At 46.5% G+C, this 25811-nt stretch carries 30 protein-coding genes and 1 other annotated feature; of the genes, 27 read left to right on the forward strand and 3 right to left on the reverse strand.

The window, feature by feature from the left end:
• Window positions 1-195: 195 nt before the first annotated feature.
• The 8 genes from ACKX14_RS08440 to dmpI (ACKX14_RS08475) all read left to right on the forward strand — a co-directional run bounded on the left by ACKX14_RS08440 (window position 196) and on the right by dmpI (ACKX14_RS08475) (window position 6864).
• A complete protein-coding gene (locus ACKX14_RS08440; RefSeq protein ID WP_422446600.1) occupies window positions 196-1203 on the forward strand; it encodes a LacI family DNA-binding transcriptional regulator in 1008 nt (335 codons plus the stop codon).
• Between the two features lie 4 nt (window positions 1204-1207).
• A complete protein-coding gene (rbsK, locus tag ACKX14_RS08445) occupies window positions 1208-2122 on the forward strand; it encodes a ribokinase (RefSeq protein ID WP_422446602.1) in 915 nt (304 codons plus the stop codon).
• A complete protein-coding gene (gene rbsD, locus ACKX14_RS08450) occupies window positions 2122-2517 on the forward strand; it encodes a D-ribose pyranase (RefSeq protein WP_422446711.1) in 396 nt (131 codons plus the stop codon). Before rbsK ends, rbsD begins: the two co-directional genes overlap by 1 nt.
• A complete protein-coding gene (locus ACKX14_RS08455; RefSeq protein ID WP_422446604.1) occupies window positions 2518-4005 on the forward strand; it encodes a sugar ABC transporter ATP-binding protein in 1488 nt (495 codons plus the stop codon).
• A gap of 13 nt (window positions 4006-4018) precedes the next feature.
• Window positions 4019-4972, forward strand: a complete 954-nt coding sequence (locus ACKX14_RS08460) for an ABC transporter permease (RefSeq protein WP_422446606.1) — start codon at window positions 4019-4021, stop codon at window positions 4970-4972.
• Window positions 4973-5023: 51 nt separating this feature from the next.
• Window positions 5024-5962 (forward strand): ribose ABC transporter substrate-binding protein RbsB, encoded by a 939-nt coding sequence (gene rbsB, locus ACKX14_RS08465; RefSeq protein WP_422446608.1) that lies wholly within the window; start codon window positions 5024-5026, stop codon window positions 5960-5962.
• Between the two features lie 153 nt (window positions 5963-6115).
• The gene (locus ACKX14_RS08470) at window positions 6116-6505 is read left to right on the forward strand and encodes an Asp23/Gls24 family envelope stress response protein (RefSeq protein WP_422446610.1); all 390 of its coding nucleotides are present in this window, start codon (window positions 6116-6118) and stop codon (window positions 6503-6505) included.
• A 170-nt stretch (window positions 6506-6675) separates the two neighbouring features.
• Window positions 6676-6864, forward strand: a complete 189-nt coding sequence (gene dmpI / locus ACKX14_RS08475; RefSeq protein WP_422446612.1) for a 4-oxalocrotonate tautomerase DmpI — start codon at window positions 6676-6678, stop codon at window positions 6862-6864.
• Between the two features lie 210 nt (window positions 6865-7074).
• Here dmpI (ACKX14_RS08475) and ACKX14_RS08480 read toward each other — a convergent pair whose 3' ends face one another.
• Window positions 7075-7371, reverse strand: a complete 297-nt coding sequence (locus ACKX14_RS08480; RefSeq protein WP_422446614.1) for a helix-turn-helix domain-containing protein — start codon at window positions 7369-7371, stop codon at window positions 7075-7077.
• Between the two features lie 182 nt (window positions 7372-7553).
• Between ACKX14_RS08480 and ACKX14_RS08485 the strand changes: the two genes are divergently transcribed.
• Window positions 7554-7754 carry a helix-turn-helix domain-containing protein gene (locus tag ACKX14_RS08485; RefSeq protein WP_422446616.1) on the forward strand — a complete coding sequence of 67 codons (201 nt, stop codon included), beginning with the start codon at window positions 7554-7556 and terminating at the stop codon, window positions 7752-7754.
• Window positions 7755-7824: 70 nt separating this feature from the next.
• Here the strand turns inward: ACKX14_RS08485 and ACKX14_RS08490 are convergent, their stop codons facing one another.
• Window positions 7825-8127 carry a helix-turn-helix domain-containing protein gene (locus ACKX14_RS08490; RefSeq protein ID WP_422446618.1) on the reverse strand — a complete coding sequence of 101 codons (303 nt, stop codon included), beginning with the start codon at window positions 8125-8127 and terminating at the stop codon, window positions 7825-7827.
• Between the two features lie 380 nt (window positions 8128-8507).
• On the opposite strand from ACKX14_RS08490, the gene ACKX14_RS08495 reads away from it, so the two are divergent.
• From ACKX14_RS08495 to dmpI (ACKX14_RS08540), 10 genes are all read left to right on the forward strand, one after another.
• Entirely contained in the window at window positions 8508-8957 is a 450-nt protein-coding gene (locus ACKX14_RS08495; RefSeq protein ID WP_422446620.1) for a PTS sugar transporter subunit IIA, read from the forward strand.
• A gap of 17 nt (window positions 8958-8974) precedes the next feature.
• Entirely contained in the window at window positions 8975-9292 is a 318-nt protein-coding gene (locus tag ACKX14_RS08500) for a PTS sugar transporter subunit IIB (protein ID WP_422446622.1), read from the forward strand.
• Between the two features lie 14 nt (window positions 9293-9306).
• Entirely contained in the window at window positions 9307-10698 is a 1392-nt protein-coding gene (locus ACKX14_RS08505; RefSeq protein ID WP_422446624.1) for a PTS galactitol transporter subunit IIC, read from the forward strand.
• Between the two features lie 126 nt (window positions 10699-10824).
• Window positions 10825-11802: a galactitol-1-phosphate 5-dehydrogenase gene (locus tag ACKX14_RS08510; RefSeq protein WP_422446626.1), complete on the forward strand. Its 978-nt coding sequence runs from the start codon at window positions 10825-10827 to the stop codon at window positions 11800-11802.
• A gap of 18 nt (window positions 11803-11820) precedes the next feature.
• The gene (gene araD / locus ACKX14_RS08515; protein ID WP_422446628.1) at window positions 11821-12510 is read left to right on the forward strand and encodes an L-ribulose-5-phosphate 4-epimerase; all 690 of its coding nucleotides are present in this window, start codon (window positions 11821-11823) and stop codon (window positions 12508-12510) included.
• Between the two features lie 38 nt (window positions 12511-12548).
• Window positions 12549-13010: a ribose 5-phosphate isomerase B gene (gene rpiB / locus ACKX14_RS08520; protein WP_422446630.1), complete on the forward strand. Its 462-nt coding sequence runs from the start codon at window positions 12549-12551 to the stop codon at window positions 13008-13010.
• A 3-nt stretch (window positions 13011-13013) separates the two neighbouring features.
• Window positions 13014-13673, forward strand: coding sequence for a ribulose-phosphate 3-epimerase (gene rpe, locus ACKX14_RS08525; protein ID WP_422446632.1), 660 nt, complete (start codon window positions 13014-13016; stop codon window positions 13671-13673).
• Window positions 13674-13809: 136 nt separating this feature from the next.
• Window positions 13810-14085 carry an acylphosphatase gene (locus ACKX14_RS08530; RefSeq protein WP_422446634.1) on the forward strand — a complete coding sequence of 92 codons (276 nt, stop codon included), beginning with the start codon at window positions 13810-13812 and terminating at the stop codon, window positions 14083-14085.
• 53 nt (window positions 14086-14138) lie between these two features.
• On the forward strand, window positions 14139-15476 hold the full coding sequence (locus ACKX14_RS08535) for a replication-associated recombination protein A (protein WP_422446713.1): 1338 nt from the start codon (window positions 14139-14141) through the stop codon (window positions 15474-15476).
• A 50-nt stretch (window positions 15477-15526) separates the two neighbouring features.
• Window positions 15527-15715: a 4-oxalocrotonate tautomerase DmpI gene (gene dmpI / locus ACKX14_RS08540; RefSeq protein ID WP_422446636.1), complete on the forward strand. Its 189-nt coding sequence runs from the start codon at window positions 15527-15529 to the stop codon at window positions 15713-15715.
• A 204-nt stretch (window positions 15716-15919) separates the two neighbouring features.
• On the opposite strand, the gene ACKX14_RS08545 is transcribed toward dmpI (ACKX14_RS08540), so the two are convergent.
• Window positions 15920-16366 carry an S-ribosylhomocysteine lyase gene (locus ACKX14_RS08545; RefSeq protein WP_422446638.1) on the reverse strand — a complete coding sequence of 149 codons (447 nt, stop codon included), beginning with the start codon at window positions 16364-16366 and terminating at the stop codon, window positions 15920-15922.
• A gap of 201 nt (window positions 16367-16567) precedes the next feature.
• Between ACKX14_RS08545 and ACKX14_RS08550 the strand changes: the two genes are divergently transcribed.
• The 8 genes from ACKX14_RS08550 (at window position 16568) to tyrS (ending at window position 25246) form a co-directional block, all read left to right on the forward strand.
• Window positions 16568-17653 (forward strand): protein-glutamate methylesterase/protein-glutamine glutaminase, encoded by a 1086-nt coding sequence (locus tag ACKX14_RS08550; RefSeq protein ID WP_422446640.1) that lies wholly within the window; start codon window positions 16568-16570, stop codon window positions 17651-17653.
• Window positions 17654-17715: 62 nt separating this feature from the next.
• Complete coding sequence (locus ACKX14_RS08555) at window positions 17716-18678, forward strand: P1 family peptidase (protein WP_422446642.1); 963 nt, start codon at window positions 17716-17718, stop codon at window positions 18676-18678.
• Window positions 18679-18788: 110 nt separating this feature from the next.
• Window positions 18789-19631: a MurR/RpiR family transcriptional regulator gene (locus ACKX14_RS08560; protein ID WP_422446644.1), complete on the forward strand. Its 843-nt coding sequence runs from the start codon at window positions 18789-18791 to the stop codon at window positions 19629-19631.
• Between the two features lie 138 nt (window positions 19632-19769).
• Entirely contained in the window at window positions 19770-21143 is a 1374-nt protein-coding gene (locus ACKX14_RS08565) for a PTS transporter subunit EIIC (protein WP_422446646.1), read from the forward strand.
• Between the two features lie 21 nt (window positions 21144-21164).
• A complete protein-coding gene (locus ACKX14_RS08570) occupies window positions 21165-22259 on the forward strand; it encodes a DUF871 domain-containing protein (protein WP_422446648.1) in 1095 nt (364 codons plus the stop codon).
• Window positions 22256-23203 (forward strand): N-acetylmuramic acid 6-phosphate etherase, encoded by a 948-nt coding sequence (gene murQ / locus ACKX14_RS08575; protein WP_422446650.1) that lies wholly within the window; start codon window positions 22256-22258, stop codon window positions 23201-23203. Before ACKX14_RS08570 ends, murQ begins: the two co-directional genes overlap by 4 nt.
• 150 nt (window positions 23204-23353) lie before the next feature.
• Window positions 23354-23575, forward strand: a complete 222-nt coding sequence (locus tag ACKX14_RS08580) for a hypothetical protein (protein WP_422446652.1) — start codon at window positions 23354-23356, stop codon at window positions 23573-23575.
• Window positions 23576-24016: 441 nt separating this feature from the next.
• The gene (gene tyrS / locus ACKX14_RS08585; protein WP_422446654.1) at window positions 24017-25246 is read left to right on the forward strand and encodes a tyrosine--tRNA ligase; all 1230 of its coding nucleotides are present in this window, start codon (window positions 24017-24019) and stop codon (window positions 25244-25246) included.
• Window positions 25247-25439: 193 nt separating this feature from the next.
• Window positions 25440-25754: a binding site (T-box leader), on the forward strand.
• The last annotated feature ends 57 nt before the right edge of the window (window positions 25755-25811 follow it).

Below are 25811 nucleotides of genomic sequence, written 5' to 3' on the forward strand. Positions count from 1 at the left end.
AGATAACGCACCTCATTCCCCATAGTGACATTTTATCACGATAGTCTACAAGGTGACATTATCATAAAATAACCACAATTATGGTCTAAAACTTATTGACTTTTGCTAATTGTTATAATATAATTAAGTTAAACGTTTTAGTTTAACGTTTTCGTAAAACGTTTGACCAATTTTCCCGTGAGGAGTTTGCTTTTTATGGCTACCATAAAGGACATCGCCAAACTCGCCAATGTTTCCATAACAACGGTTTCAAGAGTTCTCAACGGTAAATTTGACGGCGTCAGCGAAACTACTCGAAAGAGAATCGAGAAAATAGCCGGGGAATTGAACTACCGGCCCAATCGACTGGCCAGAGGCCTTGTGACAAAGCGTACCAACACTCTCGGCCTGATACTTCCCGACATAACCAACCCCTTTTTCCCGCAAATCGTCAGGGCGGTGGAGGATACGGCGAATAAGTTCGGCTACAATCTCATACTCTGCAACACCGACGATGACAGCGGCAAAGAGAGACTGTATATCCAGGTGTTAAAAGAAAAATGCGTGGACGGGATCGTATTTACCACCAGCACCAATCCCAGCGCTGAAAATATAAAACAACTCATCGATTTCGGCATACCTTTTGTGCTGGTGGACCGCTATATCGACATAGACCACCTTCCGGGTGTTTATACGGACGGCGTCTCTGGTATGTATCAGGCCGTAAAACACCTCATAGAAATGGGCCATGAAAAGATAGCCTTTATTTCCGGGCCGAAACAGAGCAAAACAGCAAATCAAAGGTTTCTGGGATATGTTAAAGCCCTTGAGGAGCACGGCATATCAGTGCGAGACGGCCTCATCAAAGACGGTAACTTTAAGATGTCAGGTGGGCAAAATGCCATAAAAGACCTGCTGGCATGCGGGGAAGATTTTACCGCCGTGGCGTGCGCCAATGACCTCATGGCTGTCGGTGCCATGGAGGTATTGCGGCAGGAAGGGATAAAAATTCCTGAAGAAATCTCTATTACGGGTTTTGACAATATCTCGCTCTCAAATGTGGTGCATCCAAAATTGACCACCGTTGAACAGCCATCTTATGAAATGGGGCAGAAGGCCACTGCAATGCTTGTTAAACTGATTGAAGGCAGGCCCCTGAAAAAAAACGAGGTGGTCCTGAAGCCCCGGCTCATAGTAAGGGATTCCGTAGCGAAAAGGGGGTAGAGCTTTGAACTTTGTTGTCATTGGAAGTCTGAATATGGATTTTAATTTCAAGGTCCCGCACCTTCCGGCCGTCGGCGAGACTTTAAAAGCGGCGGATTACAGAACGACTCCCGGAGGCAAGGGCGCCAATCAGGCGGTGGCCCTTGCAAGGCTGGGGGGCGAAGTGTTGATGATCGGTGCCGTGGGCAGCGATGATGCGGGAAAAAGCCTGAAGAAATCTCTTTCAAACAGCGGCGTGGATGTAAAAGGCGTAAAGGAAGTGGGGGAACCCACCGGAAGGGCCTTTATTACGGTGGATGAAATGGGCGACAACACCATCATAGTATTCCCCGGGGCCAACGATGTTCTGGAATTTGATTGGGTTTGTAGATTTTCAGCGGAAATAAAAAAGGCGTCGTACGCCGTTTTGCAGCTGGAAGTGCCATTAAATACCATAATCGATTCAATAAATCTAATTCACGATGTGGGAACCAGGATAATTTTAAACCCGGCTCCGGCCCAAAAAATACCCGACGAGGTTTATTCAAAGATAGACATCATAACACCCAACGAGAGTGAGCTTTCAATTTTAACCGGTATGCGGGTGGAGGAAAAAGGCGGTATTCTTGAGGCCGCCCGGGTGTTGCTGGATAAGGGAGTTCCGCATGTGGTAGTGACCCTTGGAGCCAAAGGCTGTCTTTATATGAATGAAAAAGATTCCTGTTTCATTGATAGCTTTAAAGTCAATGCCGTGGACTCCACCGCAGCGGGAGACGCCTTTACAGCGGGCCTGGCCGTGGCCCTGAGCGAGGGCAGGTCTTTTAAAGACGCGCTGACCTTTGCGGGTGCTGCAGGAGCTTTAACGGTTACAAAACCCGGAGCCCAGGAATCATTGCCGTTCAGACAGGACGTCGAAGATTTTTTAAGGAGGCGTGAATGATGAAAAAGAACCCGCTGTTAAACAGCGAAATATCTTATATCATATCCCGCTTGGGTCATACCGATACTATAGTCATTGCCGACGCCGGCCTTCCTATCCCCGACAATGTAAGGAGAATCGATCTGGCACTGGTACCGGGCATGCCGTCGTTTTTGGACACACTGGAGGCGGTGCTTACGGAATTAAAGGTTGAAAGCGCCGTGGTGGCTTCGGAAATGAAGCAGAAAAGCCCCGGGCTTTACTCCAAAATAAAAGAGAGTTTGAAGAATGTCGCAATTGGAGAATTGAGCCATGAAGAATTTAAGCGCGAAACCGCCAGGGCAAAGGCCGTTATAAGGACGGGGGAATTTACGCCATACGCCAATATCATTTTACAGGCCGGGGTGATGTTTTAAATGCCGCTTCTTGAGATGAAAGGCATCTGCAGGTCATTTCCGGGAGTTAAGGCTCTGGACGATGTGGATCTTATTCTAAATTCAGGCGAGGTCCTGGCACTCCTGGGGGAAAACGGCGCCGGAAAATCCACTCTTATAAAGATTCTGGGCGGCATCTACCGGAAAGATTCGGGAGAGATACATATAGAAGGCCGGAAGGTGGAGTTTAATTCGCCGCATGATGCATTGAAAAACGGGATAGGGATAATCCACCAGGAACTCAGCCTGATACCACATCTGTCGGTAAGGGAAAACATTTTTCTCGGAAGGGAAGAGGTCAACCCAATTACAAAAAGAATAGACTGGAAACGTATGGATGAAGAAAGTCAAAGACTTCTGACGCAGCTGGGCCTGGAGGATATTGACTTGACAAAAAGCGTAAAAGACCTGAGCGTGGCGGTTCAGCAGATGGTCGAAATAGCAAGGGTCCTTTCCATGAACTGTAAAATCATTGTAATGGATGAACCTACCGATACCCTCACCGCCCAGGAAACTGTTTTTTTGTTCAATATCATAAAGACTCTCAAAGCTTCTGGAAAAGGAATAATTTACATCAGCCACAAGATCGAAGAAATTTTTGAAATAGCCGACAGGGTTCAGGTGCTTCGGGACGGCAAATTTATAGGGGTTAAAGACGTAAAAAACACCAATGCCGAGGAACTCATAAAGATGATGGTAGGCCGGGAATTAAACGAAAAATTTCCACGGGTTCCCCCCGACCCGGGAAACGTCGCACTGGAGCTTAAAAATGTCAATTCGCCGGGCCGTTTGAAAGACATCAGCTTTAAGGCATATAAGGGGGAGGTTCTGGGGATTGCGGGACTCGTGGGAGCCGGCAGGACGGAGCTTGCCAAGACCATTTTCGGAGTTTACGATTATTCGGGGACAATTCTGTTAGAAGGCAGGCCGGTTAAAATAAGATCGCCACAAGAAGCCATAGGACACGGCATAGTGTATATTACCGAGGACCGCAAGGCTGAAGGATTGTTTTTGGATCATGAAGTCTTCTTTAACATGACCCTGGCGGCAATCAAAAATATGAGCACAAGGAGCGGCAGAATTTTGAAATATTTAGAAAAATCCCAGGTGAATGAATATATAGGTAAATTGAAAATCAAAACGCCATCGGTCAAGGAAAAGGTAAAAAACTTGAGCGGAGGTAACCAGCAAAAACTTATCCTTGCCAAGTGGATGATGATAAATCCACGGATAATAATACTGGATGAGCCCACCCGCGGTGTGGACGTGGGGGCAAAAGTGGAAATATATAACATTATCAATTTTTTGAAAAAACAGGGGAGTGCGATAATAATGATTTCCTCCGAACTCCCGGAAATACTGGGCATCAGCGACCGGATACTGGTGATGCACGATGGCAGAATTACCGGCGAATTCACCCGCGATGAGGCCACACAGGAAAAAATCATGAAATGCGCCGTGAATATTTAAGGGGTGATAGAAGTTGAATCCTGCAAGCGCGTTTGAGAAAAAGACCGGTTTGAAGGAAAAGATCTGTAAACTGCAATCGATAGTGGGACTTTTGCTTTTATGCGCCGTTCTAACCGTTCTGACACCAAGATTTTTAACCTATTCCAATCTATTCAATGTCCTGCGTCAAACCGCTTTGAACGCCATTATAGCGGTGGGGATGACTTTCGTAGTATTGACCGGGGGTATCGATCTGTCCGTGGGGTCCATTCTGGCTTTTTCCAGCGTGGTTGCGGCCAGTATGGCTCATGGAGGGGGCCCCGCATGGATAGCGATCCTGGTGGGGCTGATCATCGGCTGCATGCTCGGATTCTTTAACGGCATTGCCATTACAAAAGGTAACGTTCCGCCGTTCATCGCCACCCTTGCCATGATGACCATGGCCCGCGGGGCCACTCTTGTTTACACAAACAGTCAGCCCATTACAGGGCTTGGAGAAGGTTTCTATTTCATAGGCAACGGCTATCTGGGCCCCTTCCCTTTTCCGGTGGTGATTGTCTTGGCCATCTTTGCCCTGACATATTATGTTCTGGGCCAAACCCGCCTGGGCAGGTATATCTATGCCACAGGCAGTAATGAGGAGGCTGCGAAGTTAACGGGGATAAACACAGGATACATCAAACTCCAGGTGTATACCATATCCGGTTTTACCGCCGCTTTAAGCGGGGTGATTATTACCTCCAGGTTGAATTCCGCCCCGCCGACCATAGGCACCGGGGCGGAGCTCGACGCCATTGCTGCGGTGGTGCTTGGGGGGACCAGCCTCGCCGGAGGTCAGGGCTCCATACTGGGGACTTTTGTGGGCGCCCTTATAATAGGCGTGCTCAACAACGGCCTCAATTTATTAAACGTCTCCTCATACTATCAATTGCTGGCCAAAGGTGCGGTAATTCTCTTGGCCGTACTGCTCGACAGGAGGAAAAGCTGAGATATCTCGGCTTTATCCTAATAAAAACATTAAAATTGGGGGTTTTAGTGTATGTTCAGGTTTAAAAAGCTGTTAGTGGCTGGTCTTGTGTTGCTGGTTATGATGAGTTTGCTTGCGGGCTGCGGAAATTCCAAAAATCAGCAGGCTCAGGATCAGGGCGGTCAATCCGCAGACCAGAACAAGAAAGTGGGGCTGGTCATTTCTACGCTGAACAATCCCTTCTTTGTAACTTTGAGGGACGGAGCCCAGAAAAAAGCTCAGGAATTGGGGTATGAATTGATAATCCTGGACTCTCAAAATGATTCATCCAAAGAGCTCTCCAATGTGGAAGACCTGGTGCAGCAGGGCGTTTCTCTCCTTATGATTAACCCCGTGGACAGCGACGCTGTTGCCAACGCCGTCAAGATGGCCAATGAAAAAAACATACCGGTTATCACCCTTGACAGGAGTGCCAACGACGGAAAGGTGGTCACCCATATAGCCTCCGACAACGTTGCCGGGGGAAAAATGGCGGGTCAGTTCATAGTTGACAAACTGGGCGGTAAAGGCAATGTGGTGGAACTGCAGGGAATACCCGGCGCTTCGGCTGCGAGAGACAGGGGGCAAGGTTTTGAGGAAGCCATCAAGGGAACCGAAATAAAGATTGTGGCCTTTCAGCCGGCAGACTTTGACAGACAGAAGGGCTTGAGTGTCATGGAAAACATACTCCAGGCCCAGCCCCAAATAGATGCGGTTTTTGCACAGAATGACGAAATGGCTCTTGGTGCTATCCAGGCTATCGAGGCCGCCGGCAGAAAGGGCATACTGGTGGTGGGGTTCGACGCGATAGACGATGCACTGAAGGCCATAGAGGAAGGTAAAATGGCCGCCACTGTAGCACAGCAACCCGAACTTATCGGCTCCCTGGGAGTGGAGTATGCCGACAAGGTATTAAAGGGTGAAAGCGTTCCCGAATACGTGCCTGTGGAACTCAAACTGATAACGAAATAGATTAAAATTAGCAGAGCGGAGGGTTCATTCCCTCCGCTCAATTTTAACACCGGCCTCAAATTTAATATAGAAATTTTTATTACCGTGAAAGGTAATTTTGATTTTTTGAAGAATATTATATTCCGTAAAACATAAAATAGGGGGGAACCCACTATGAGCGGAAAGACCTTCATAAACGACTCGGTGTTTGTGGAAATTGCAAGGGAAGCGATGCACAAGGAGGAGGAAGTATTCAAGCAGGAACGGAAGGGAGCCCTTTCGGGACTTACGCGGATTTTCACAGAGAGGTTTGCACCCCAGATAACGGTGAAGAAGGCGGAAGCACCGGATTTGGAGGAGTCGCCCGGGAGTGTGGCCTTTGAAGTCAAGCTGACCGTGGTATACGGAGTGAAAATTCCGGAAGTGGCGCAGAAAGTGAGGGAAAGAATCGTCAGCGATGTGGAAAGCCTGACCGGCTACAAAGTGGATAAAGTGGACATCATCATTGACAGGATCATCAAACCGGAGGACATCCAGGAAGATAAAAGGGAAAACCAGGGATAAGAGGGCAAAAGCCCCTTTATTATGTAGGCAGAAGAAAGCAAAAAACAGTCATTTTCATCAATGATGGCAACGCAGTTTTAATAAAAGTAAATAATTATCCCGCACATTATCCTTGGAGGGGTTTGATAAAAAATATAGGCATAAAATCAATATGTAAAGGAGGGAATAAAATGCCTTACATTCAAATTGACGCAGGAAGCATGTCGAAAGAGAAAAAGGCGGAGCTTATCAAGGGCCTGACAGAGACGGCAAGCTCCATATTGAATATTCCCGAACAGGCCTTTACCGTTATTATCCGCGAAAACAATCCGGATAACATCGGCGTTGGCGGAAAGCCGCTTTCGGAGTTGCATTCGTAAAGCTTTTTAAAAAAGATATAGAAGCCGGGTATTAAAAGTTCGGCCGTTTGGTGTTAAGAGTATAACCTCTTACACATTTTTTTATCAAAAATGAAGGGTGTAAAAAACGATAAAAGTTTTCTTAAGAGAGTATCGGCTTTGCCTGTTGATGCTGTTGTTACTTACGATACCGTTTACCAGGGGGTAATAAAATAAACCCCCTTTATTTTTTTAGAATTTTTTAATGATATCATTCAATATTTTTAACTGTTCCGGAGTAAGTTCTCTGGCGTTTTTTATAAGTTCCATATATTCTGGAGACATTTCACCCTCCTCCATATTGAAAAATTCCGCCAGAGTAATGCCCAGTGCATCACATATTTTTTCAAGGGTTTCTATATCCACCCTGCGATAGCCGTTTTCAATTCTATACATAACCGGCTGAGACAAGCCAGCCTTTAGAGCTAATTGACGGTTTGATAGGCCTAGTTTTTCTCTCAATTGTCGAATTCTTTCACCAACATTCATAAGTATTACTCCATATTCTAAAATGGAATAGGTCTAAACCAAATATATATGAAAAAATGTGAAAATGCAAGTAATTTTAAGTAAAACTAAAAATATCAAAGTAAATAATTCATATAACGAATAATAATACATTGTAATTTATACTATTATAGAATAAGATATTTTTGAAAGGAGGGTTGATCGTGATTGGCCAGAAAATTAAGCAGCTACGGCAACAAAAGAAAATATCGCAGTATGAGCTGGGAAAAAGAACTAAAATTTTTAACCAGTCTCAAATTAGTAAAATAGAGAACAATGAGAGGTATCTGAAGGCTGAGGAATTGAAAGTTATCGCCGATGCGCTGGAAGTGGCGGTGACAGAATTGCTGGAAAAATCAGCATGAGAAGGATTTTCCGCTAACGTAAAATTTGACTTCACCGTGGGAAAGCAATATCAAAAAATGGAGTGCCTGCTTATTCTTTGATAAGTTTTATGATTTCATTCAATATTTTCAGCTGTTTTGGGGAAAGGGTTTTTGCGTTTTCAACTAATTCTTGATACTCCATGGGGAAAGTATTATCCGTATCCCTGAAAAATTCGGCGAGGGTTATTCCCAGGGCGTCGCAAATTTTTCTCAGGGTGTCGATAGTGGGGGTCTTTACGCCGTGTTCTATGTAACTTAAATAAACGTTAGATATGCCGACTTTATTTGCCAGTTCGTTACTCTGCATGTTTTTTGATATTCTTATCTGTTTGATGCGTTCACCAATGTCCACGATTATCAACCTCAAGTTAAACTATAAGATTAATTTTAAAATATCGTGGCTTACAGCAAATAATCAAGAAATTTAAAGAGATATGAAGAAAAAGAAGTACTAATTTAAAATAATTACATAATAGTTAGTTTAAATAATATTGAAATTTTTAAACCTATAGTTTAATCTATAAGAGAAAATTAATTTTGATGCATTTAAAAAAGGAGGGAGACCGTAAAAAATCTATAAAACTAAATACACGCAAAGCCGGGGTTTTGGCGCAAAAGACCACGCCAAAACATCCCGGGCCCAAAAGCTTACGTTTTTATCATACTATAACCGTTTTTTTAAATCAACAAGAGCCGTTGGATTTGAAGGTTTCGAAGGGAGAATGAAGACGGGTGCTGGATTTGGATTTGATTGAATTAAACATGGAGGCTGAAACTGCCGGCGATGTGATAAAAAGGCTGGCCGGTAAGATGGTGTCCAAAGGCTATGTAAAGGAAAGTTTTCCGGATGCCGTACTCGAAAGGGAAAAAAACTTTCCCACAGGCCTTCCCGCTGAAGGTGTAGGTGTGGCCATACCTCACACGGATGCGGCTCATGTGATCCGGTCCTGCATATCGATAGCCACATTGAAAAAGCCCGTGATTTTCAAAATGATGGGAATGCCTGAAAGGCCGCTGGAGGTCTGCCTGGTAATGCTTCTGGCTATTGCAGACCCGGATGGTCAGCTGCAGGTTTTAAAACAATTGATGGAAATTTTTCAGAACAAAAATACGCTTTTGAAGCTGGCTAGTGCCGCAACGCCAAAGCAAGTGGCTGAAATTTTTGCATCTCTTAATTTGTAAATTGGGGAGGGAATGCGATGAGAACTTTTAATGTTTTGTCCGTATGCGGGTCCGGCACGGTGAGTTCTTCTATGGTGGCCGAAAAGTTGAAAGACATTATGGAAAAAAAGGGAATCAAAATAAATACCACCGAAGCAAAGCCCACGGAGGTTGAAAATTATGTCAGCCAGGGGAATTTTGATTTCATAATCCATACCAGTCCCCTCAGCGGCAACTATAACATACCAGTAATAAACGCCGTTGGATTTCTAACCGGATTTGGGGAAGAAAAATTTTTGGAAGAGGTTGAGAACGTTATTTCTGAGATTATGGAAAAAGAAAGTAAAAAAAGTTAAGGGAGGTATGAAAAATGTTTTTTAAAATATTGAAAAATATCTTCGATACTTTTGGCGCGCCTGTGTTTATTCCAATAGTTATATTTGTAATCGCATTAATCATGAAGGTCGATAGAAAGAAGGCTTTTTTTTCGGCGCTTTTTGCCGGTGTAGGCCTGGAGGGCTTCATGTTGTTGCTAAACTCTTTCACGCCGATTATAACGCCGGTGGTTAAGAATATGGTAGAAAGTACCGGCATTAAACTCCCCGTTTTTGATGCCGGGTGGCAGGCTGCGGCTCTTGTGGCCTATGCCAGTCAGGCGGGCATGGTTTACCTGGGGGTGGGACTGATTTTGCAGATATTGCTTTTTGCAGTGCGATGGACCGATGTATTTCAACCCGGAGACCTCTGGAACAATTACTCCTACATGCTATGGGGTTCAATGGTTTATCTTGTGACCCGCAATATGTTTCTGGCACTTCTATGCATGGTTGTTTTGAATTTATACAGTCTGCTCATTACCGAACTGATAGCCAAAAGATGGTCCAACTATTACAAATACCCGAATTGTACCATTGTGGCCATGCACAACATAGAACCTGCGATTTTTGCCATAGGGATGAACTGGTTACTTAATAAATTGGGATTGAATAAGATCAAGTTAAGTCCCGAAGAGTTGCAGAAGAAAATGGGATTTTTGGGGGAACCGGTTTCTCTGGGTTTAATCCTGGGCCTCTTGATCGGAATCGCCGGTAATTACAGGAATCTGGGTCATTTATCGGCATGGGGGCAGATAAGTACCACGGCTATCGCCACCAGCGCCATTATGGCAATTTTCCCGAGAATAGCAGGCATTTTTGCTCAGGCGTTTTTACCGCTGACAGAGGCGGCCAGAAAAACCGCCCAAAATGTAGGCGCAAAGTCCAGAGAGTGGTATCTTGGCATTAACGATGCGGTGGGATACGGGGAACCTGCCACGTTGATATCTGGTATAGTGCTCATCCCCATAATGATTATCCTGGCCGTAATTCTCCCGGGGAACAAGGTCTTACCGGTAGTGGATCTGGTGGCCCTTCCATTCATGGTTGAGGGTATAGTGGCCATCGTTAACGGCAATATTTTCAAAATAGTGCTCATCGGCGCCATATGGTTCAGCACCGGCCTTTATATGGGAAGTTTTACGGCTCCTCTTTTCACCCAGATAGCCTCCCAGGTGGGCGTCAATCTTCCTGTGGGAGCTTTGTTAATAACTAGTTTTAACCTTCTGGCAAAACCCATAGTGGGGTTAATCTTTTTGGCTTTCCTTTCTCAGAAATGGTATTTGATAGTATTGACCATCGTAATATATTTCATGTGCTATTTTGCTTTCAAGAAAAATAAAACTGCTATTTATGAATATTTGGAGAACAGTGTCATTAATGATTAGGAGATATTAACGTCTGGATTAAATAATTGTATAAATTTTATAGTTTAGGAAAAGGTGTTTGAAATGGATAAAATGAAAGCTTTGGTTTTATACGGAGCAAATGATTTGCGCTTGGAGACGATCCCTATGCCGGTGTGTGAAGACGACGAGGTTTTGATCAGAGTTAAGGCCTGCGGCATATGCGGCTCGGATTTGGGAAGGGTCTTTTACGGGAGCGGTCATGTTTATCCAATAGTGCTCGGCCACGAATTCTCAGGGGAAATTGTGGCGGCCGGCGCTGGAGTTTCGAAATTTAAACCGGGGGACAGGGTGACGGCCGCTCCCCTTGTTTCCTGCGGCAGGTGCTTTTATTGCAGGAGCGGAAGACCGGCTTTGTGCGAGTCTTACAATTTGATAGGAACCCGAATAAATGGAGCCATGGCAGAATACGTGAAGGTAAAGGCGGCAAATGTTTTGAGATTGCCGGAGGAAGTGGATTTTTATTCGGGTGCCATGGTTGAACCTGTAACCGTGGCAATCCATGCGGTAGAAAGAATTTTTCTTAGGGCTGGAGCCTCTGTGGCTTTATTCGGAGCCGGTACCATCGGCCTTTTGACGCTGCAGTGCTTGAAAGCAAGAGGTGCTGGTAAGGTTTTTGTGATAGATGTAAACAGAGAAAAACTCAAGATAGCGGATAGACTTGGAGCCGACAAGACTCTAAATCCCGAAGATTTGGACGTGGTGAAATATATAAAAGATACCGGCGGGGTGGACATGGTCTTTGAAACCGCCGGGGTTCCCATCACACAGAAGCAGAGTTTGGAAGTGGTGAAAAAGCAGGGGAGTGTGGTTTACGTTGGAACGGCTTCGCGTGATATAACTTTTCCATCGCAGGTTTTTGAAAAGATTTTGCGCGGTGAATTAAATATTACCGGCTCATGGATGTCTTACAGCCTGCCTTTCCCCGGATATGAATGGGATGCGGCGATTAACTATATAAAAGAAGGGAAGATAAAAACAGAGCCGCTTATTTCCGGTATTTACAAAATTGAGGACCTTTTAAAACCATTTGAGCAGATGCAGCACAGGAATGGCTTGGCTGTAAAAAATATGTTCGGATTTTAGACATGGGAGGAGACAAAGATGCTGGAAAGTTTAAAAAATGCGGTTTTAGAAGCAAATCTGCAGCTTTTTAGACTGGGGCTGGTCATATATACCTGGGGGAATGTGAGCGGAATAGACCGTGAAAGAGGGTTTGTGGTAATAAAACCCAGCGGGGTGCCTTATGAAGAAATGAGAGCTGACGATATGGTCGTGATGGGCCTGGAAGGGAATATAGTGGAAGGAAATTTGAGACCCTCTTCGGACACCCCTGCTCATCTTATACTGTACAGAGAATTTCCTGAAATAGGTGGTATTGTGCACACTCATTCTCCTATGGCTACGGCCTGGGCACAAGCAGGAAGAGGAATACCCCCTATGGGGACGACCCATGCCGATTATTTTTACGGCGAAATACCCTGCACCAGGAGTATGACGGATGAAGAGATCAATGAGAATTATGAAGCCAACACCGGAAAAGTGATTGTAGAAACTTTTGCAAATAAAAATCCTATGGATGTGCCGGGGGTACTGGTAAAAAGTCACGGACCTTTTTGCTGGGGGAAAGACGCCCTGGATGCGGTGCACAACGCAAGAGTTATGGAAGAGGTTGCCAGAATGGCTATAACAAGCCTTTTTCTGAACAGGGATGTGAGCGGTATAAAGCGAGCACTTCTTGATAAGCATTATTTAAGAAAGCACGGGACGAAGGCATATTACGGACAGCAGTAAAAAAGTCAGTAAATATTCAGGTTGGAGATGGGACATGAATGAAAATCGCCATCGGCTCAGATCATGCAGGCTATGACCTGAAAGAAATAATAAAACGTTATTTGGATGAAAAAGGGATTTCCCACGTAGATTTTGGTACCTTTTCTCCCCAACCGGTGGACTTTCCCGAATTTGCCATGAAGGTCGCAGAAAGTGTTGTAAAAGGCGAATGCAATGCCGGGATTCTCTTTTGCGGCACCGGAATCGGAATGTCCATCGCAGCAAATAAAGCGCCGGGGATTAGAGCGGCTGTGGTGTCCGATACTCTCTGTGCAAGATATTGCAAAGAACATAACAATGCAAACGTGATATGTCTGGGTGGCAGGATAATCGGTTCGGAGATGGCAAAACAAATTGTGGATGAATGGTTGAAAGCGGAGTTTATGGGTGGAAGGCATCAAAGGCGCCTGGAACAGGTGGTTGAAATAGAATTAAAGTATAATCGTTCAAAGGGTGATTGAATTTTGGCTATATTTGCTGCTTCCATAATGTGTGCCAATCAGCTGGAATTGAAAACCGAACTGGACCGGTTGAAAGAAGCCCGTATTGATATGCTGCATTGCGATGTGATGGATGGAGCCTTTGTTTCAAATCTGGGGATGGGGCCGTATGTGCTGGAGCAGATAGCCCAATATTCAAAACTGCCTATGGATATTCACCTGGCCACATTAAATCCGGAAAATTACGCAAAACTTTTCTTAAAACTCAGACCGGAAATTATATCCTTTCATATAGAAACAGTGGAAAATCCTCATAAGACAATAGAGTTTATCAAAGAAAACGGGATTAAAGCTTCTGTGGCCGTTTCACCCGATACCCCGATTTGTGCCGTGGAACCTGTGATTAGAGAAGTCGATATGGTGCTCATTATGGCGGTAAATCCGGGTTTTGCCGGACAAAAAATTAAACCACAAACGCCGAAAAGAATCAGACAATTAAAATCCCTTTGCGAAAAGTATGATGTACACCCATTAATTGAAGTTGATGGAAATATAAATGAAGAAACAATTCCAGAAGTGGTTAATGAAGGGGCCAACGTTCTTGTGCTGGGCACATCTTCAATATTCAAAAAAGACAACCATGATTATTCAATTTCTATCGCACGGCTTAGAGCATTGTGCTAATTTGTAATTTTTATAAGGCTCTGGGGGAGCAGGCGGAGATATTTGTGCCCCCCTTTATTTTTTACTAATGTTGTAATAGTACTGCAGTTTGTATATAATAAAAGAAACAATTATCACAGCTCCTTGGAGGGGTTTGATGAAAAAGTCGGCATACATCAGGGTATACGGCATAGTCCAGGGGGTGGGCATGAGATACTCGGTATACAGGAAGGCCGTGGGCCTCAAGCTGTCCGGATATGTGAAAAATATGATGGACGGCAGTGTGGAGATAAGGGCGGAAGGTGAAGAGCAGGATATAATGAAGCTCCTGGACTATATAAAGACCGGTATCCCGTGGGCCCGGGTAGATGATGTGCAGGTCGTGTGGGCCGAATACGGGGGAAAGTTCAGGGGCTTTGAGATAACCTACTGATGGAAAATATATTGAAGAGGATTTTACAAAGACTGTAAATGTCTGGTGATGGTATGGAAATGGAGCAGGGCTCCCTGTTCGACGGAGAGATGAAAAAAACCGCGCCGCTGGCCGACAGGATGAGACCCCGGAACCTCGATGAGTTTGTGGGTCAGGAGCATCTCCTGGGAAAGGACGGTATTTTAAGGAAACTCATAGAAAGCGACAGCATAACTTCAATGATACTCTGGGGCCCTCCTGGGGTGGGAAAGACCACGCTGGCGAAAATCATAGCGGCGAAAAGCAGGGCAAAATTTGAGACATTCAGCGCCGTGCTCTCCGGCATAAAGGAAATAAAGGAAGTAATGAAACAGGCCGAAGAGAGGCGGAGATACGGGCAGCGCACCCTGCTTTTTATCGACGAAATCCACCGTTTCAATAAGGCTCAGCAGGATGCGTTCCTCCCCTATGTGGAAAAGGGGGACATCATCCTCATCGGGGCCACCACCGAAAACCCCTCGTTTGAATTGAATTCCGCCCTCCTCTCCCGTTCCAGGGTTTTTGTTATGAATCCCCTGAGGCCGGATGACCTGGTGACACTGTTAAAGAGGGCTCTCGCCGACAGGGAAAGAGGGCTGGGCAAATTAAAGATCGGTATTAATGATGGGGTGTTATACAAGATTGCCAATTACGCCAACGGCGACGCCCGGGTGGCCTTAAATACCCTGGAACTGGCGGTGTTAAGCTGCTCACCGGGAGAAGATGGAACCCTGAATATAACCGAAAGGGTTCTGGATGGCGCACTGCAGAGAAAGACACTGCTGTACGATAAGACAGGGGAAGAGCATTACAACCTCATCTCCGCCTTCCACAAATCCCTGAGAAACAGCGACAGCGACGCCGCGGTGTACTGGCTGGCGCGGATGCTGGAGGCGGGGGAAGACCCGCTGTATGTGGCAAGGAGGATGATAAGGTTTGCGTCGGAAGACGTGGGTCTGGCGGACCCGAAAGCCCTTGAACAGGCGGTGGCGGCGTACCAGGCGGCACATTTTATCGGTATGCCCGAATGCAGCGTCAATCTCGCCCAGGCGGCGGTCTACCTTGCCCTGGCCCCAAAATCCAACGCCCTGTATGCGGGCTACAACACCGCAAGGCGGGATGCCCTGGAGACCGTCGCCCAGCCAGTGCCAATGCACCTGAGAAACGCCCCGACGGGCCTTATGAAAGAACTGGGTTACGGAGAAGGATACAAATACGCCCACGACTATGAAAACAAGATTGCGGATATGGAGTGCCTGCCTGAGAATTTGAGGGGCAGGAAGTATTATTCTCCGGCAGGCGAAGGTGAAGAAAAGAAGTTTAAGGAAAGGAAAGAGCACCTCGAAAGACTGAAAAAGGGATTAAAAGCCTGATATGCCTTCAGATACAGCTTATATAATTTGGTCCAAAGGGATGAGGGAAAATGCCTTATATACAAATCGACGCCGGAAGCATGTCAAAAGAGAAAAAAGCCGAACTTATCAAAGGCTTGACAGAGACGGCTAGTTCCATATTGAAGATCCCTGAACAGGCCTTCACCGTTATAATCCGCGAAAATAATCCTGATAACATCGGCATTGGCGGAAAGCCGCTTTCGGAGTTACACAAATGACGTCAGTAAGGGCCGGTGCCGTATAAGAAAAATCACTTTAAACAAATAGTATTTGCCGCCCAACCGTAAAAACTATTAAGATCTGGTAAAAAAATCGCTCTGCCTTTCGGCAGGGCTCAATTTTTGTGAAATTAATTTACGATTTTATTTTTTATAAACCCACATTACTTGTACCTATCTTTTGTTCCATACATTCCGTCAAAACTATGATTTAAACCCCTCCAGGGCTTTTCTGGCGTATTCTTTTGCGCAAAAAAGGGAATGGTCCCTGTAGTTCCCGCATTCCTTTTCGGTGGTGGCGGGCACGTCTCCGGGCTTTGAATCTGCCACTTTCGACAGGACTTTTACAAATATGTCCCTGACTTCCTCAACGGGAGTCTCGCCGAATTTGGTAAGATAAAAACCGGTGCGGCAGCCCATGGGGGAAACATCGATTATGTCATCCATGTACTCCCTGAAATACACCGCAAAGAGATGCTCCAGTGTGTGAAGGCCGCCGGTCGGGATCGGTACGGTATTGGGCTGCACCAGGCGGAGGTCGTATTTTACCACCACATCCCCCCTGGGGCCTACCAGCCGTTCCGCCAGCCGCACATACGGCGCCTTAACTTTTGTATGGTCGAGTTTGAAGCTTTCAACCCTAGCGCCCATAATTCTCCTCCTTAAGAATTTATTGCGTACTTCTGTAAAAGTTTAAATAGCGGTTCTTGCACGTCTCCTTTATATATTATAAAAAATTCTCAGGGGTTTTCCATATGCGGACAAAAAATTTCTCAAACATTAACTCGAAACATCATGTATAATATAAATACATCCATAAACACAAACATGAAGAATCAGGAGTATGTGCAGATGGCAGACAAAATAAAGGTGCTTGTAGTCGATGATTCGGCTTTTATGAGAAAATTCATATCGGATATGATAAACAACGAACCCGACATGGAGGTCGTTGATACGGCAAAAGACGGAGATTCGGCGGTAAACAAGGTAAAAAGCCTTGCGCCGGATGTGGTCACCCTGGATGTTGAAATGCCCGGTAAAAACGGGCTTGAAGTGCTAAGAGAAATAAAGAATACCGGCCTTTCTCAGGTCATTATGTTCAGCGGCCTGACCGCCCGGGGATCATCCATAACCATTGAGGCTCTGAGAATAGGGGCATTTGATTTCGTGCAAAAGCCCTCAGGTTTTAAATATTTTAAAATCGACGAGATCAAAAAAGAGCTCGTAGAGAAAATAAGGTATGCGGCAGCGTGTAAAAGAAAGCTTCAAGGTAAAAGCGATTTAAATTGCCGGAAGGGTGCGTTGCCAATTTCCATGCCAGGAACCGAGGAATACCGGGAAAGGAGCACCGGTGGCACTTCAAAATTGGAGGGCAAAATTAAGGCTGTAGCCCTGGGGGCCTCTACGGGAGGGCCGAAGGTGCTGCATGATGTCATCACAAAACTGCCGCCCGATTTAAATGTGCCTGTTTTTGTTGTCCAGCACATGCCGCCGGGATTTACAAAAGCCTTTGCCGAAAGGCTTGACAACAACAGTTTTCTTCAAGTGTCGGAAGCTTTTGACGGGGAGCCGGTGCGGCCGGGGAAAGTTTATGTGGCCCCCGGCGGTTATCACATGCTGATAGAGGACGGCAAAATCAAGCTGGATTCTTCTCCACCCGTCCACGGGGTAAGGCCCGCCGCCGACAAGCTCTTTGTTTCGGCGGCAGAGGTCTATAAAGAAGGGCTGCTGTGCTGCGTTTTTACGGGCATGGGAAAGGACGGGGCCGAAGGAGTAAAGGCCGTCAAGGCAATGGGAGGGGTTGTTCTTGCCCAGGATGAGGCTACCTCAGTGGTCTACGGAATGCCGAAGGCCGCCTTTGAGACGGGATGCGTCGACATGGTGCTGCCGGATTATAAAATAGCCGAGCAGATTATAAGGTACATAAAAGGCCTGTAGAGGACGGCGTTGAAGAACTACTAGTCTGATTGAATATTGAAAAAAGGAGCAGGATGTGCGCAATGCTGGATTGCATCACCGACGTTAAGGGGATTAAAGTGGGACATGCCCAGGACCTTGACGCCGCCACCGGCTGCACCGTGGTCCTGTGCGAAGAAGGAGCGGTGGGTGGCGCGGAAGTTCGCGGAGGGGCGCCGGGCACACGGGAGACGGATTTGCTCGGTCCCCGGAACCTGGTTGAAAAGGTTCATGGGGTTTACCTGAGCGGAGGGAGCGCCTTCGGGCTGGACGGTGCTTCAGGGGTCATGCGCTATCTGGAAGAGCGGGGCATAGGTTTTGACGTGGGGGTGACCAAAGTCCCTATAGTGCCGGCCGCCGTACTCTTTGACCTGACGGTAGGGGATTACAGAAAGAGACCGGATTTTGCCATGGGCTACGAAGCCTGTCTGAACGCCACCGATAATAACGATATGATGGGGAATGTGGGGGCGGGCACAGGAGCGACGGTGGGCAAGTTTCTTGGGGATGAGTTTTCCATGAAAGGTGGGCTGGGCACCGCGTCCATCAGGGTCGGTGACCTGGTGGTGGGCGCCCTGGTGGCGGTGAACTGCCTGGGGGATGTGATAGACCCGGATACGGGGGAAATCGTCGCCGGAGCCTTGAACGAAACAAAAACGGGTTTCGCCGATACCATGAAACTGATGAAGGCCGGTGTGACAGGCCCCGGCGGTTTCGGCAGAAACACCACCATAGGCGTGGTGGCCACCAATGCCGCGCTTACAAAGGCCGGTGCCGGGAAAGTGGCATCCATGGCCCATAACGGTTATGCCAGGACCATCAGGCCGGTTCACACCATGTACGACGGCGATACCGTTTTTTGCCTGTCCTGCGGCCGGGTGCGGGCGGAAGTCTCCATAGTCGGGGCTCTCGCCGCCGAGGTCGTGGCAAAAGCCGTGGTAAGAGCCGTGAGGAGTGCAGAAACGCTGGGCGGGAAAATTTCGCATAAAGATTTAAAAAAGCTATGAAGAAGTGATGCATTTTTTTGCCTATATGAAGTAAAGCTACGCAGTAAATTATAGCAAAAGAAGGAATATTACATTTTGTGTAGAATATATATAAAACAAGAGGTGAAACAATGGCCGGAGACATTGAAAAAATTCAGGCGGTAATGAATGATTTAAAGCCTTCGGAAAAAAAGATTGCCCGGTACATTCTCAAAAATCCTTCGGAGATATCCGATCTGTCTATCGCGGAACTTTCGCAAAAATGCGGCACAAGCGAAGCCAGCGTGGTGAGGTTTTGCCGCACGCTGGGCTACAGGGGTTATCAGGATTTGAAAATAAAGATATCCGCGGATATCACTTTGAAAACCAAAAAAATTCAGGGGGTGGTAAATGCTGATGACGATATAGACAGCATAATTACAAAGATTTCAAAAAACAACATTCAGGCCATAGAAAGCACCATGGATGTAATTGACAGGCAGGAACTGCAAAAGGCTGTGGACGCGATACTTGAAGCAAAAAAGATCGACATATACGGTGTGGGAGCGTCAGCCATCGTTGCTCAGGACGCCATGCACAAATTCATGAGGATAAATAAACCCTGTACCGCTTACACGGATACCCACATGCAGCTGGCTTCGGCGGCCAATCTCACAAAAGACGACGTGGCCATAGGCGTATCCTACTCCGGACAGACTGTGGATACGGTGGACGCTTTAAAAGTTGCCAAAAACGCCGGGGCCACCACCATCTGCATAACCAAATTCGGACGCTCACCCATCACGGAAGTGTCGGACATAAAGCTTTTTGTCACATCTTCAGAGGCCCTGTTCCGCAGCGGTGCCATGGCTTCGCGGATAGCCCAGATGAATGTGATTGATATACTGTTTTCCATCGTGGCATGCAAGAAATACGACTGCATTATTAAATACCTGGAAAACACCAGCCAGGCGGTGGCACCGAGAAAGTATTAATTTTTTTTAATCCTATAATGAAACAAAATTTCATATAATAAGACAAAAAAAGAAAAAGCATTACAGGAGGTGAGATGAAAGATTAAATCTCAATCCATGTAAGCACGAAAATTATTTTTTGTAAAGGAGGTACCGTTTATGTCGAAAGAGAAAGATATGGCCGTCGGAATTCTGGAGGGGTTGGGAGGAAAGGATAATGTTGTATCTATAACGAATTGCATGACAAGGCTCAGGGTGGAAGTCAAAGATAGGTCCAAAGTTGACAAAGAACGGCTTTCAGCAATCAATGGGGTTATAAAAGTTATCGACAACGGTGAAGGCCTGCAGATTGTACTTGGGCCCGGTGCTGCGGCGAAAGTCGCCGGCGAGCTGTCAAAAGTCGTCGGCATAAAGCTGGGAGACGCACGGGAAATTAAAGCAGCCATTAACGAGAAAAATAAAACACCGTTCAAGCTGCTGTTAAGGCGCATCGCGGGGATATTTATACCGCTTATACCGGGCTTAATTGGTGGTGGCCTGATACTGGGGATTACCAATGTGGCTACAAAATTTGAATGGATAGCCGACAAAAATTTACTGGCCATGCTAGGTGTTTTCGGCAGCACCATTTTTACTTATATGGGAATCATGGTCGGCATAAATACAGCAAAGGAGTTTGGCGGTTCCCCAACCATAGGCGGGATTATCGCCGGTATCATTTATAACCCGGCGCTGGCCAATATTCAAATTGCCGGAAAACCGCTCATTATCGGGCGGGGAGGGATAATTTCGGTACTTATTGCGGCGGCTTTTGCCAGTTACCTCGAAAGAAATATCAGGAAGAAAATGCCCAATACTATCGAGCTCCTGGCCACGCCTTTGCTCACGATACTAATAGCGGGTTTTGCGACGTTATATGTATTGCAACCTGTGGGCGGGCTAATCGCCGATGCGATAGGCAACGCCGTCAACGTGGCCATCGCGGGCAAAGCCGGGGTTTTCACCGGTTTTGTTCTGGCTGGGACTTTTCTGCCTCTGGTCATGACAGGTCTACACCAGGGCCTTACCCCAATCCATGTGCAGTTGATTGAGTCGACTGGTGTTACTGTTCTCCTGCCCATCCTTGCTATGGCCGGAGCCGGGCAGGTGGGTGCTGCCCTTGCCGTCTACGTAAAGACGAAAAGCAGACAGCTTAAAAAAATAATCGAAGGTTCCATAGCGGTAGGCATTCTCGGGATAGGGGAACCGTTGATTTACGGCGTTACCCTGCCGCTGGGCAGGCCGTTTATAGGCGCCTGTATCGGAGGGGCTTTCGGAGGGGCATTCCAGGCTTTCTTCGGCGTCGGTTCAAAGGGCCTCGGCATATCAGGCATACCGCTGGCGGCGCTTATCCAGCCCGAAAAAATAGTTTATTACCTGCTTGGCCTTGCCGTCTCATACATCGCGGGTTTTATAGCCACATATTTGCTGGGATTTGACGATCCGGTAGACGAGCGGGTGAATGCGGAAAGCGGTTTTTCATTTAACATCTAGGTAGCAAGAGTGAGGATGATTATGTACTACGGCATATCTGTTTACCAGACTTCCGATTTTACGCTTGAAGGCAATCTGGAATATATGAAAAAGGCGGGGGGTATAGGCTACAATCTTGTATTTACTTCACTGCATCTGCCCGAAGTCGATTATGGGAAAACACTGGATGGTTTTAAAGAAATTTCAAAAACGGCAAGAGAGAGTGGCATGGAATTAATAGCGGACATATCCCCGGCGACCATGAGAATTTTTGGCGCCACATGCATGGATTTAAAGCCTTTTTCGGAATTTGGAATAAGTTTTTTGCGAGCAGATTACGGTTTTAGCCCGGACGAACTATCGATTATGACCCGCAATGAATACGGCATAAATATTCAGATAAACGCCAGCACCATTGCGAAAAACCTGCTTGATACATTAAAAGAATCGGGTGCCGATTTTGGCAGGATTTCGGCATGTCATAATTTTTACCCGAGACCGGAGACGGGCCTGTCCTACAGGGCTTTTGTTGAAAAAACCCTGCTTTGTAAGGAATACAATATGACGGTATTTGCATTTATACCCTCCAGAAAAGGAAGAAGGGGTCCCATCTATGAAGGCCTGCCCACTCTGGAAATGCACAGAGACATTGACTCTGAAATTGCGGCAAAGCATCTGCTGTATACGGGGGTAATTGACGGGGTTATATTCGGTGACGCTTATGCGTCGGAACGTGAACTGATACAGGTTGTTTCCATAGATCCGGATGTGATCGAGTTAAGCATAGAGCTGCATCCCGGTATCACCCAGCAAGAAAGAAACATTGTATTTCTTCCGCACCATACGAATCGCCTCGATGCCCCCGACTGCCTCATAAGATCGGAAGAGTCAAGGGGTTATGCAGGGATAGGTGAAAAGATAAAACCGAACAACACCGCCGAAAGAAAAGCTTACAGCGTGACCATTGATAACGAGGATTACAAAAGATATTCCGGTGAACTTCAGATTGTATTAAAAGACCTGCCTGCGGATAAAAGGGTGAATGTTGCAGGCAGAATCCCGGAAGACGAGCATATTTTAGCGCACCAAATAAAACCCGGAAAAAAATTCAGATTCAGGGAAGGAATGAAACAATGAACCTGGCAAAATTAATTACCGAAGAGCGTAATCCGGAAACCATGGACATTGACATACTGGATACCGTAAACATGTTAAAAAAAATTAACGATGAGGATAAAAAAGTGGCTTTTGCGGTGGAAAAAGAGATACCCCGTATCGCTGAAGCGGTTGACGGAATAGCGCTGAGGCTCGGGCAGGGAGGCAGGCTCTTTTACATCGGAGCCGGGACCAGCGGAAGGCTCGGAATACTGGATGCATCGGAATGTCCTCCCACATACGGCGTAAATCCGGAGATGGTGCAGGGTATAATTGCCGGTGGAGATGCCGCCATAAGAAGGTCTATAGAAGGAGCGGAAGACGACTTTGAAGCCGGAGTAAGGGATTTGCGGGAAAAAAACCTCGGTTCGAGGGACGCCGTGGTGGGCCTTGCGGCCAGCGGCAGGACGCCGTATGTACTGGGGGCCCTGAAATATGCAAAAGAAGTAGGAGCTCTCTGCATCGGCCTATGCTGCACCACAAAAAGCCCTATGGAGGAATATGCCGATATCATGATTACCCCCATCGTCGGGCCGGAGGTTATCACGGGGTCCACCCGCATGAAAGCCGGCACGGCTCAGAAACTGGTGCTGAACATGATCTCCACCGGAGTGATGATCAAGCTGGGCAAGGTATACAGCAATTTGATGGTCGATGTCCAGGCGAATAATATGAAGCTCATGGAGCGGGCAAAAAGAATAGTAAAAACAGTGACCAATGCGCCGGAGGAGCTGATAGAAAAGACGCTAAATGAGACAGGTTACAACGTAAAACTTGCCATTATTATTTTGCTTACAGACCTTAATAAGACCGATGCCGCAATACTGCTGGAACATAGTCGGGGCCATATAAGAAAGGCTTTGCAGGAACTTGAAAAGACAAGGAAGTTTGAGTGTAATAGGGGTGTCAATTCGAAAAAGCCCTAGAAGCACAGGAATGAAATATTAAAAGATACAAAAATGTTGAAGCTCCTTGTCATTTTGCCGGCATTATACCACTAACAGCTTTTATTTACAAAAAACTGCGAATATGTTATTAGGAAATCAACTATTTCCATGATTTGGGATGAAAGGCGCATGGACATAAGATCGGCAGAAAAAGAATATAAAACTTTGCTTGAGAGTGAACTGGAAAGAATTACAGCAGAGTTAAAGCAACTTGGGACGGAAAAAATACTGCTCTTCGGGTGGAGAAAAGTGTGGAAAGTGGTCTATACTAGACGGCTATTATATTCCTACAAGATATCCCAAACGGCCTGCCGGATAGTATCCACTCAAAGGTATACAATAGGAAAATAGCGTCGGAGGCTGTGGATTTGGCCGAGGATGCGGTTAATACTGTCGATGAAATAATGAAAGATTTAGGGAAAGAAAAACTGTAATATAAGGGGGTTAAAAGCCCCCTTATAAGGTCTCTTGCCATAATACAGAGATTTATGGTAGTATATAATAAATGCAAAATGTAAGCGATGAATGAGCGAGTAGCTGCCCGGGGTTACAACAAAGAGAGCGGTCCGGCCGGTGTAAGGGCCGCAGCACCAGGGGAGGCGAATTACACTCAGGAGTTGCCGCATATCTGGCGGTTGCCGCCCGTTAAGCGGCCCAGAGGCATCGTGTGATGCGAATTAAGGTGGTACCACGGGCCCCCCCGTCCTTAAAAGACCGGGGGCTTTTATTTTTAGCCTATCTTTAATCCATAATCATATCTGGATACGCAAGACAGAAGAGGAGGCGCGAGGCATGAAAAATGTATACGACATATTGAAAGAAAGAGGATTTATAGAACAGGCCACCCATGAAGAAGAAATCAGAGACCTCCTGGGCAGAGAAAGGGTAGTTTTTTATATCGGATTTGACCCCACCGCCGACAGCCTGCACGCGGGTCATCTTCTCCAGATGATTGCCATGGCCCACATGCAGAAAGCCGGTCATATACCCATTGTCCTACTGGGTGGAGGGACCGCCATGGTAGGAGACCCCTCCGGGAGGACTGAAATGCGCAGGATGCTGACTCAGGAGCAGATTCAAAGCAACGCTGAAAGATTTAAAAAACAGTTTGAAAAGCTCATCGACTTTTCCGACGGTAAAGCATTTATGGTAAACAATGCCGACTGGCTTTTAAAATTAAACTATGTTACCTTTTTGCGCGAAATCGGCAGGCATTTTAGCGTCAACAGGATGTTAACCGCCGAATGCTACAGGCAGCGCATGGAGACGGGGCTGACTTTCCTTGAATTCAATTATATGCTCATGCAGTCATACGATTTCCTGCAGCTTTACCGGAAATACGGGTGCAGGCTGCAGATGGGCGGCAATGATCAGTGGTCAAATATCATAGGCGGCGTTGAACTGGTGAGGAAGGTGGAAGGCGTCACAGTATACGGACTCACACTTACCCTCCTGACCACCAGCGAAGGCAAAAAAATGGGCAAAACCGAAGCCGGGGCCATCTGGCTTGATCCTGAAAAGACATCCCCCTATGATTTTTACCAGTACTGGAGAAACGTTGACGACAGGGATGTGGAAAAATGCCTGTCCCTTCTAACCTTCCTGCCCATGGAAGAAGTGAGGCGTTTGGGTTCGCTGGAGGGCGCCGAAATAAACAGGGCAAAGGAAATCCTGGCTTTCGCGCTTACAAAAATGATTCACGGTGAAGAGGAAGCCAAAAAAGCCGAAGCGTCGGCAAGGGCCCTTTTCTACGACGGTTCCGACCTGTCTTCGGTTCCTTCCACCACCATAACCTTACAGGAACTTGGTGAGGGAATAGGGATACTGGAACTTTTGATGATGACCGGCTTAACATCTTCGAAAAGCGAGGGCAGGAGACTAATTCAACAGGGGGGCATTTACGTAAAGGACGCGCGCGTGGATGATATTGACCTCAAGATATCTGAGCGGGATTTTGACGACGATAAAAAACTTATAATAAGGAAGGGGAAAAAGGTGTACCACCTGGTGAGACTGCAATAAAATTGTCATGAATTACGACCTAAACAAAAAACATTGCATAGACAACTAGGCGGTTATCCCGAACGTAATCGCAGAATGCCTGGTTATTGCAATGTAAGTGACTCGCATTGACAATGAATACAAAATACGATAATATTAATTAACAGAGCATATTATAATCCCGAGTATATTATAATTATAATTAAGATATTTTTCAAAAGCGATGACGGGGACAGTAGGTTGCCGGGAGGCCGGCAGCGAGCCGGGGAGGGTGGAAGCCCGGCGGCAAACGGCATCTGAAGATCGCCCCGGAGTGCGGTGCCCAAACGGAAGGAGTAGGTGCCGACGGCAGGAGCCGTTATCAAAATGAGTAGATGCGGAGCCTTTTTTGTCAGGGCTTTATCGGGCGCAGCATTTTTTTGGGAAGGGGACATATTTGTTTGAGGTCTTTCTTCCCCTCACCGATATAGGCTGCTGGAAGGCTTCCGGTCTATTAGGGTGGTAACGCGGGAGAAATCTCGCCCCTTTGGGGGCGGGGTTTTTTATTTGTCGGATGTCCGGAGTAGATTTTTGACTTGTTCAGGAG

Source organism: Thermorhabdus hydrogeniformans (assembly GCF_049310025.1).
In the GTDB taxonomy this organism is placed as follows: Bacteria; Bacillota; Thermosediminibacteria; order Thermosediminibacterales; family Tepidanaerobacteraceae; genus JBJYKD01.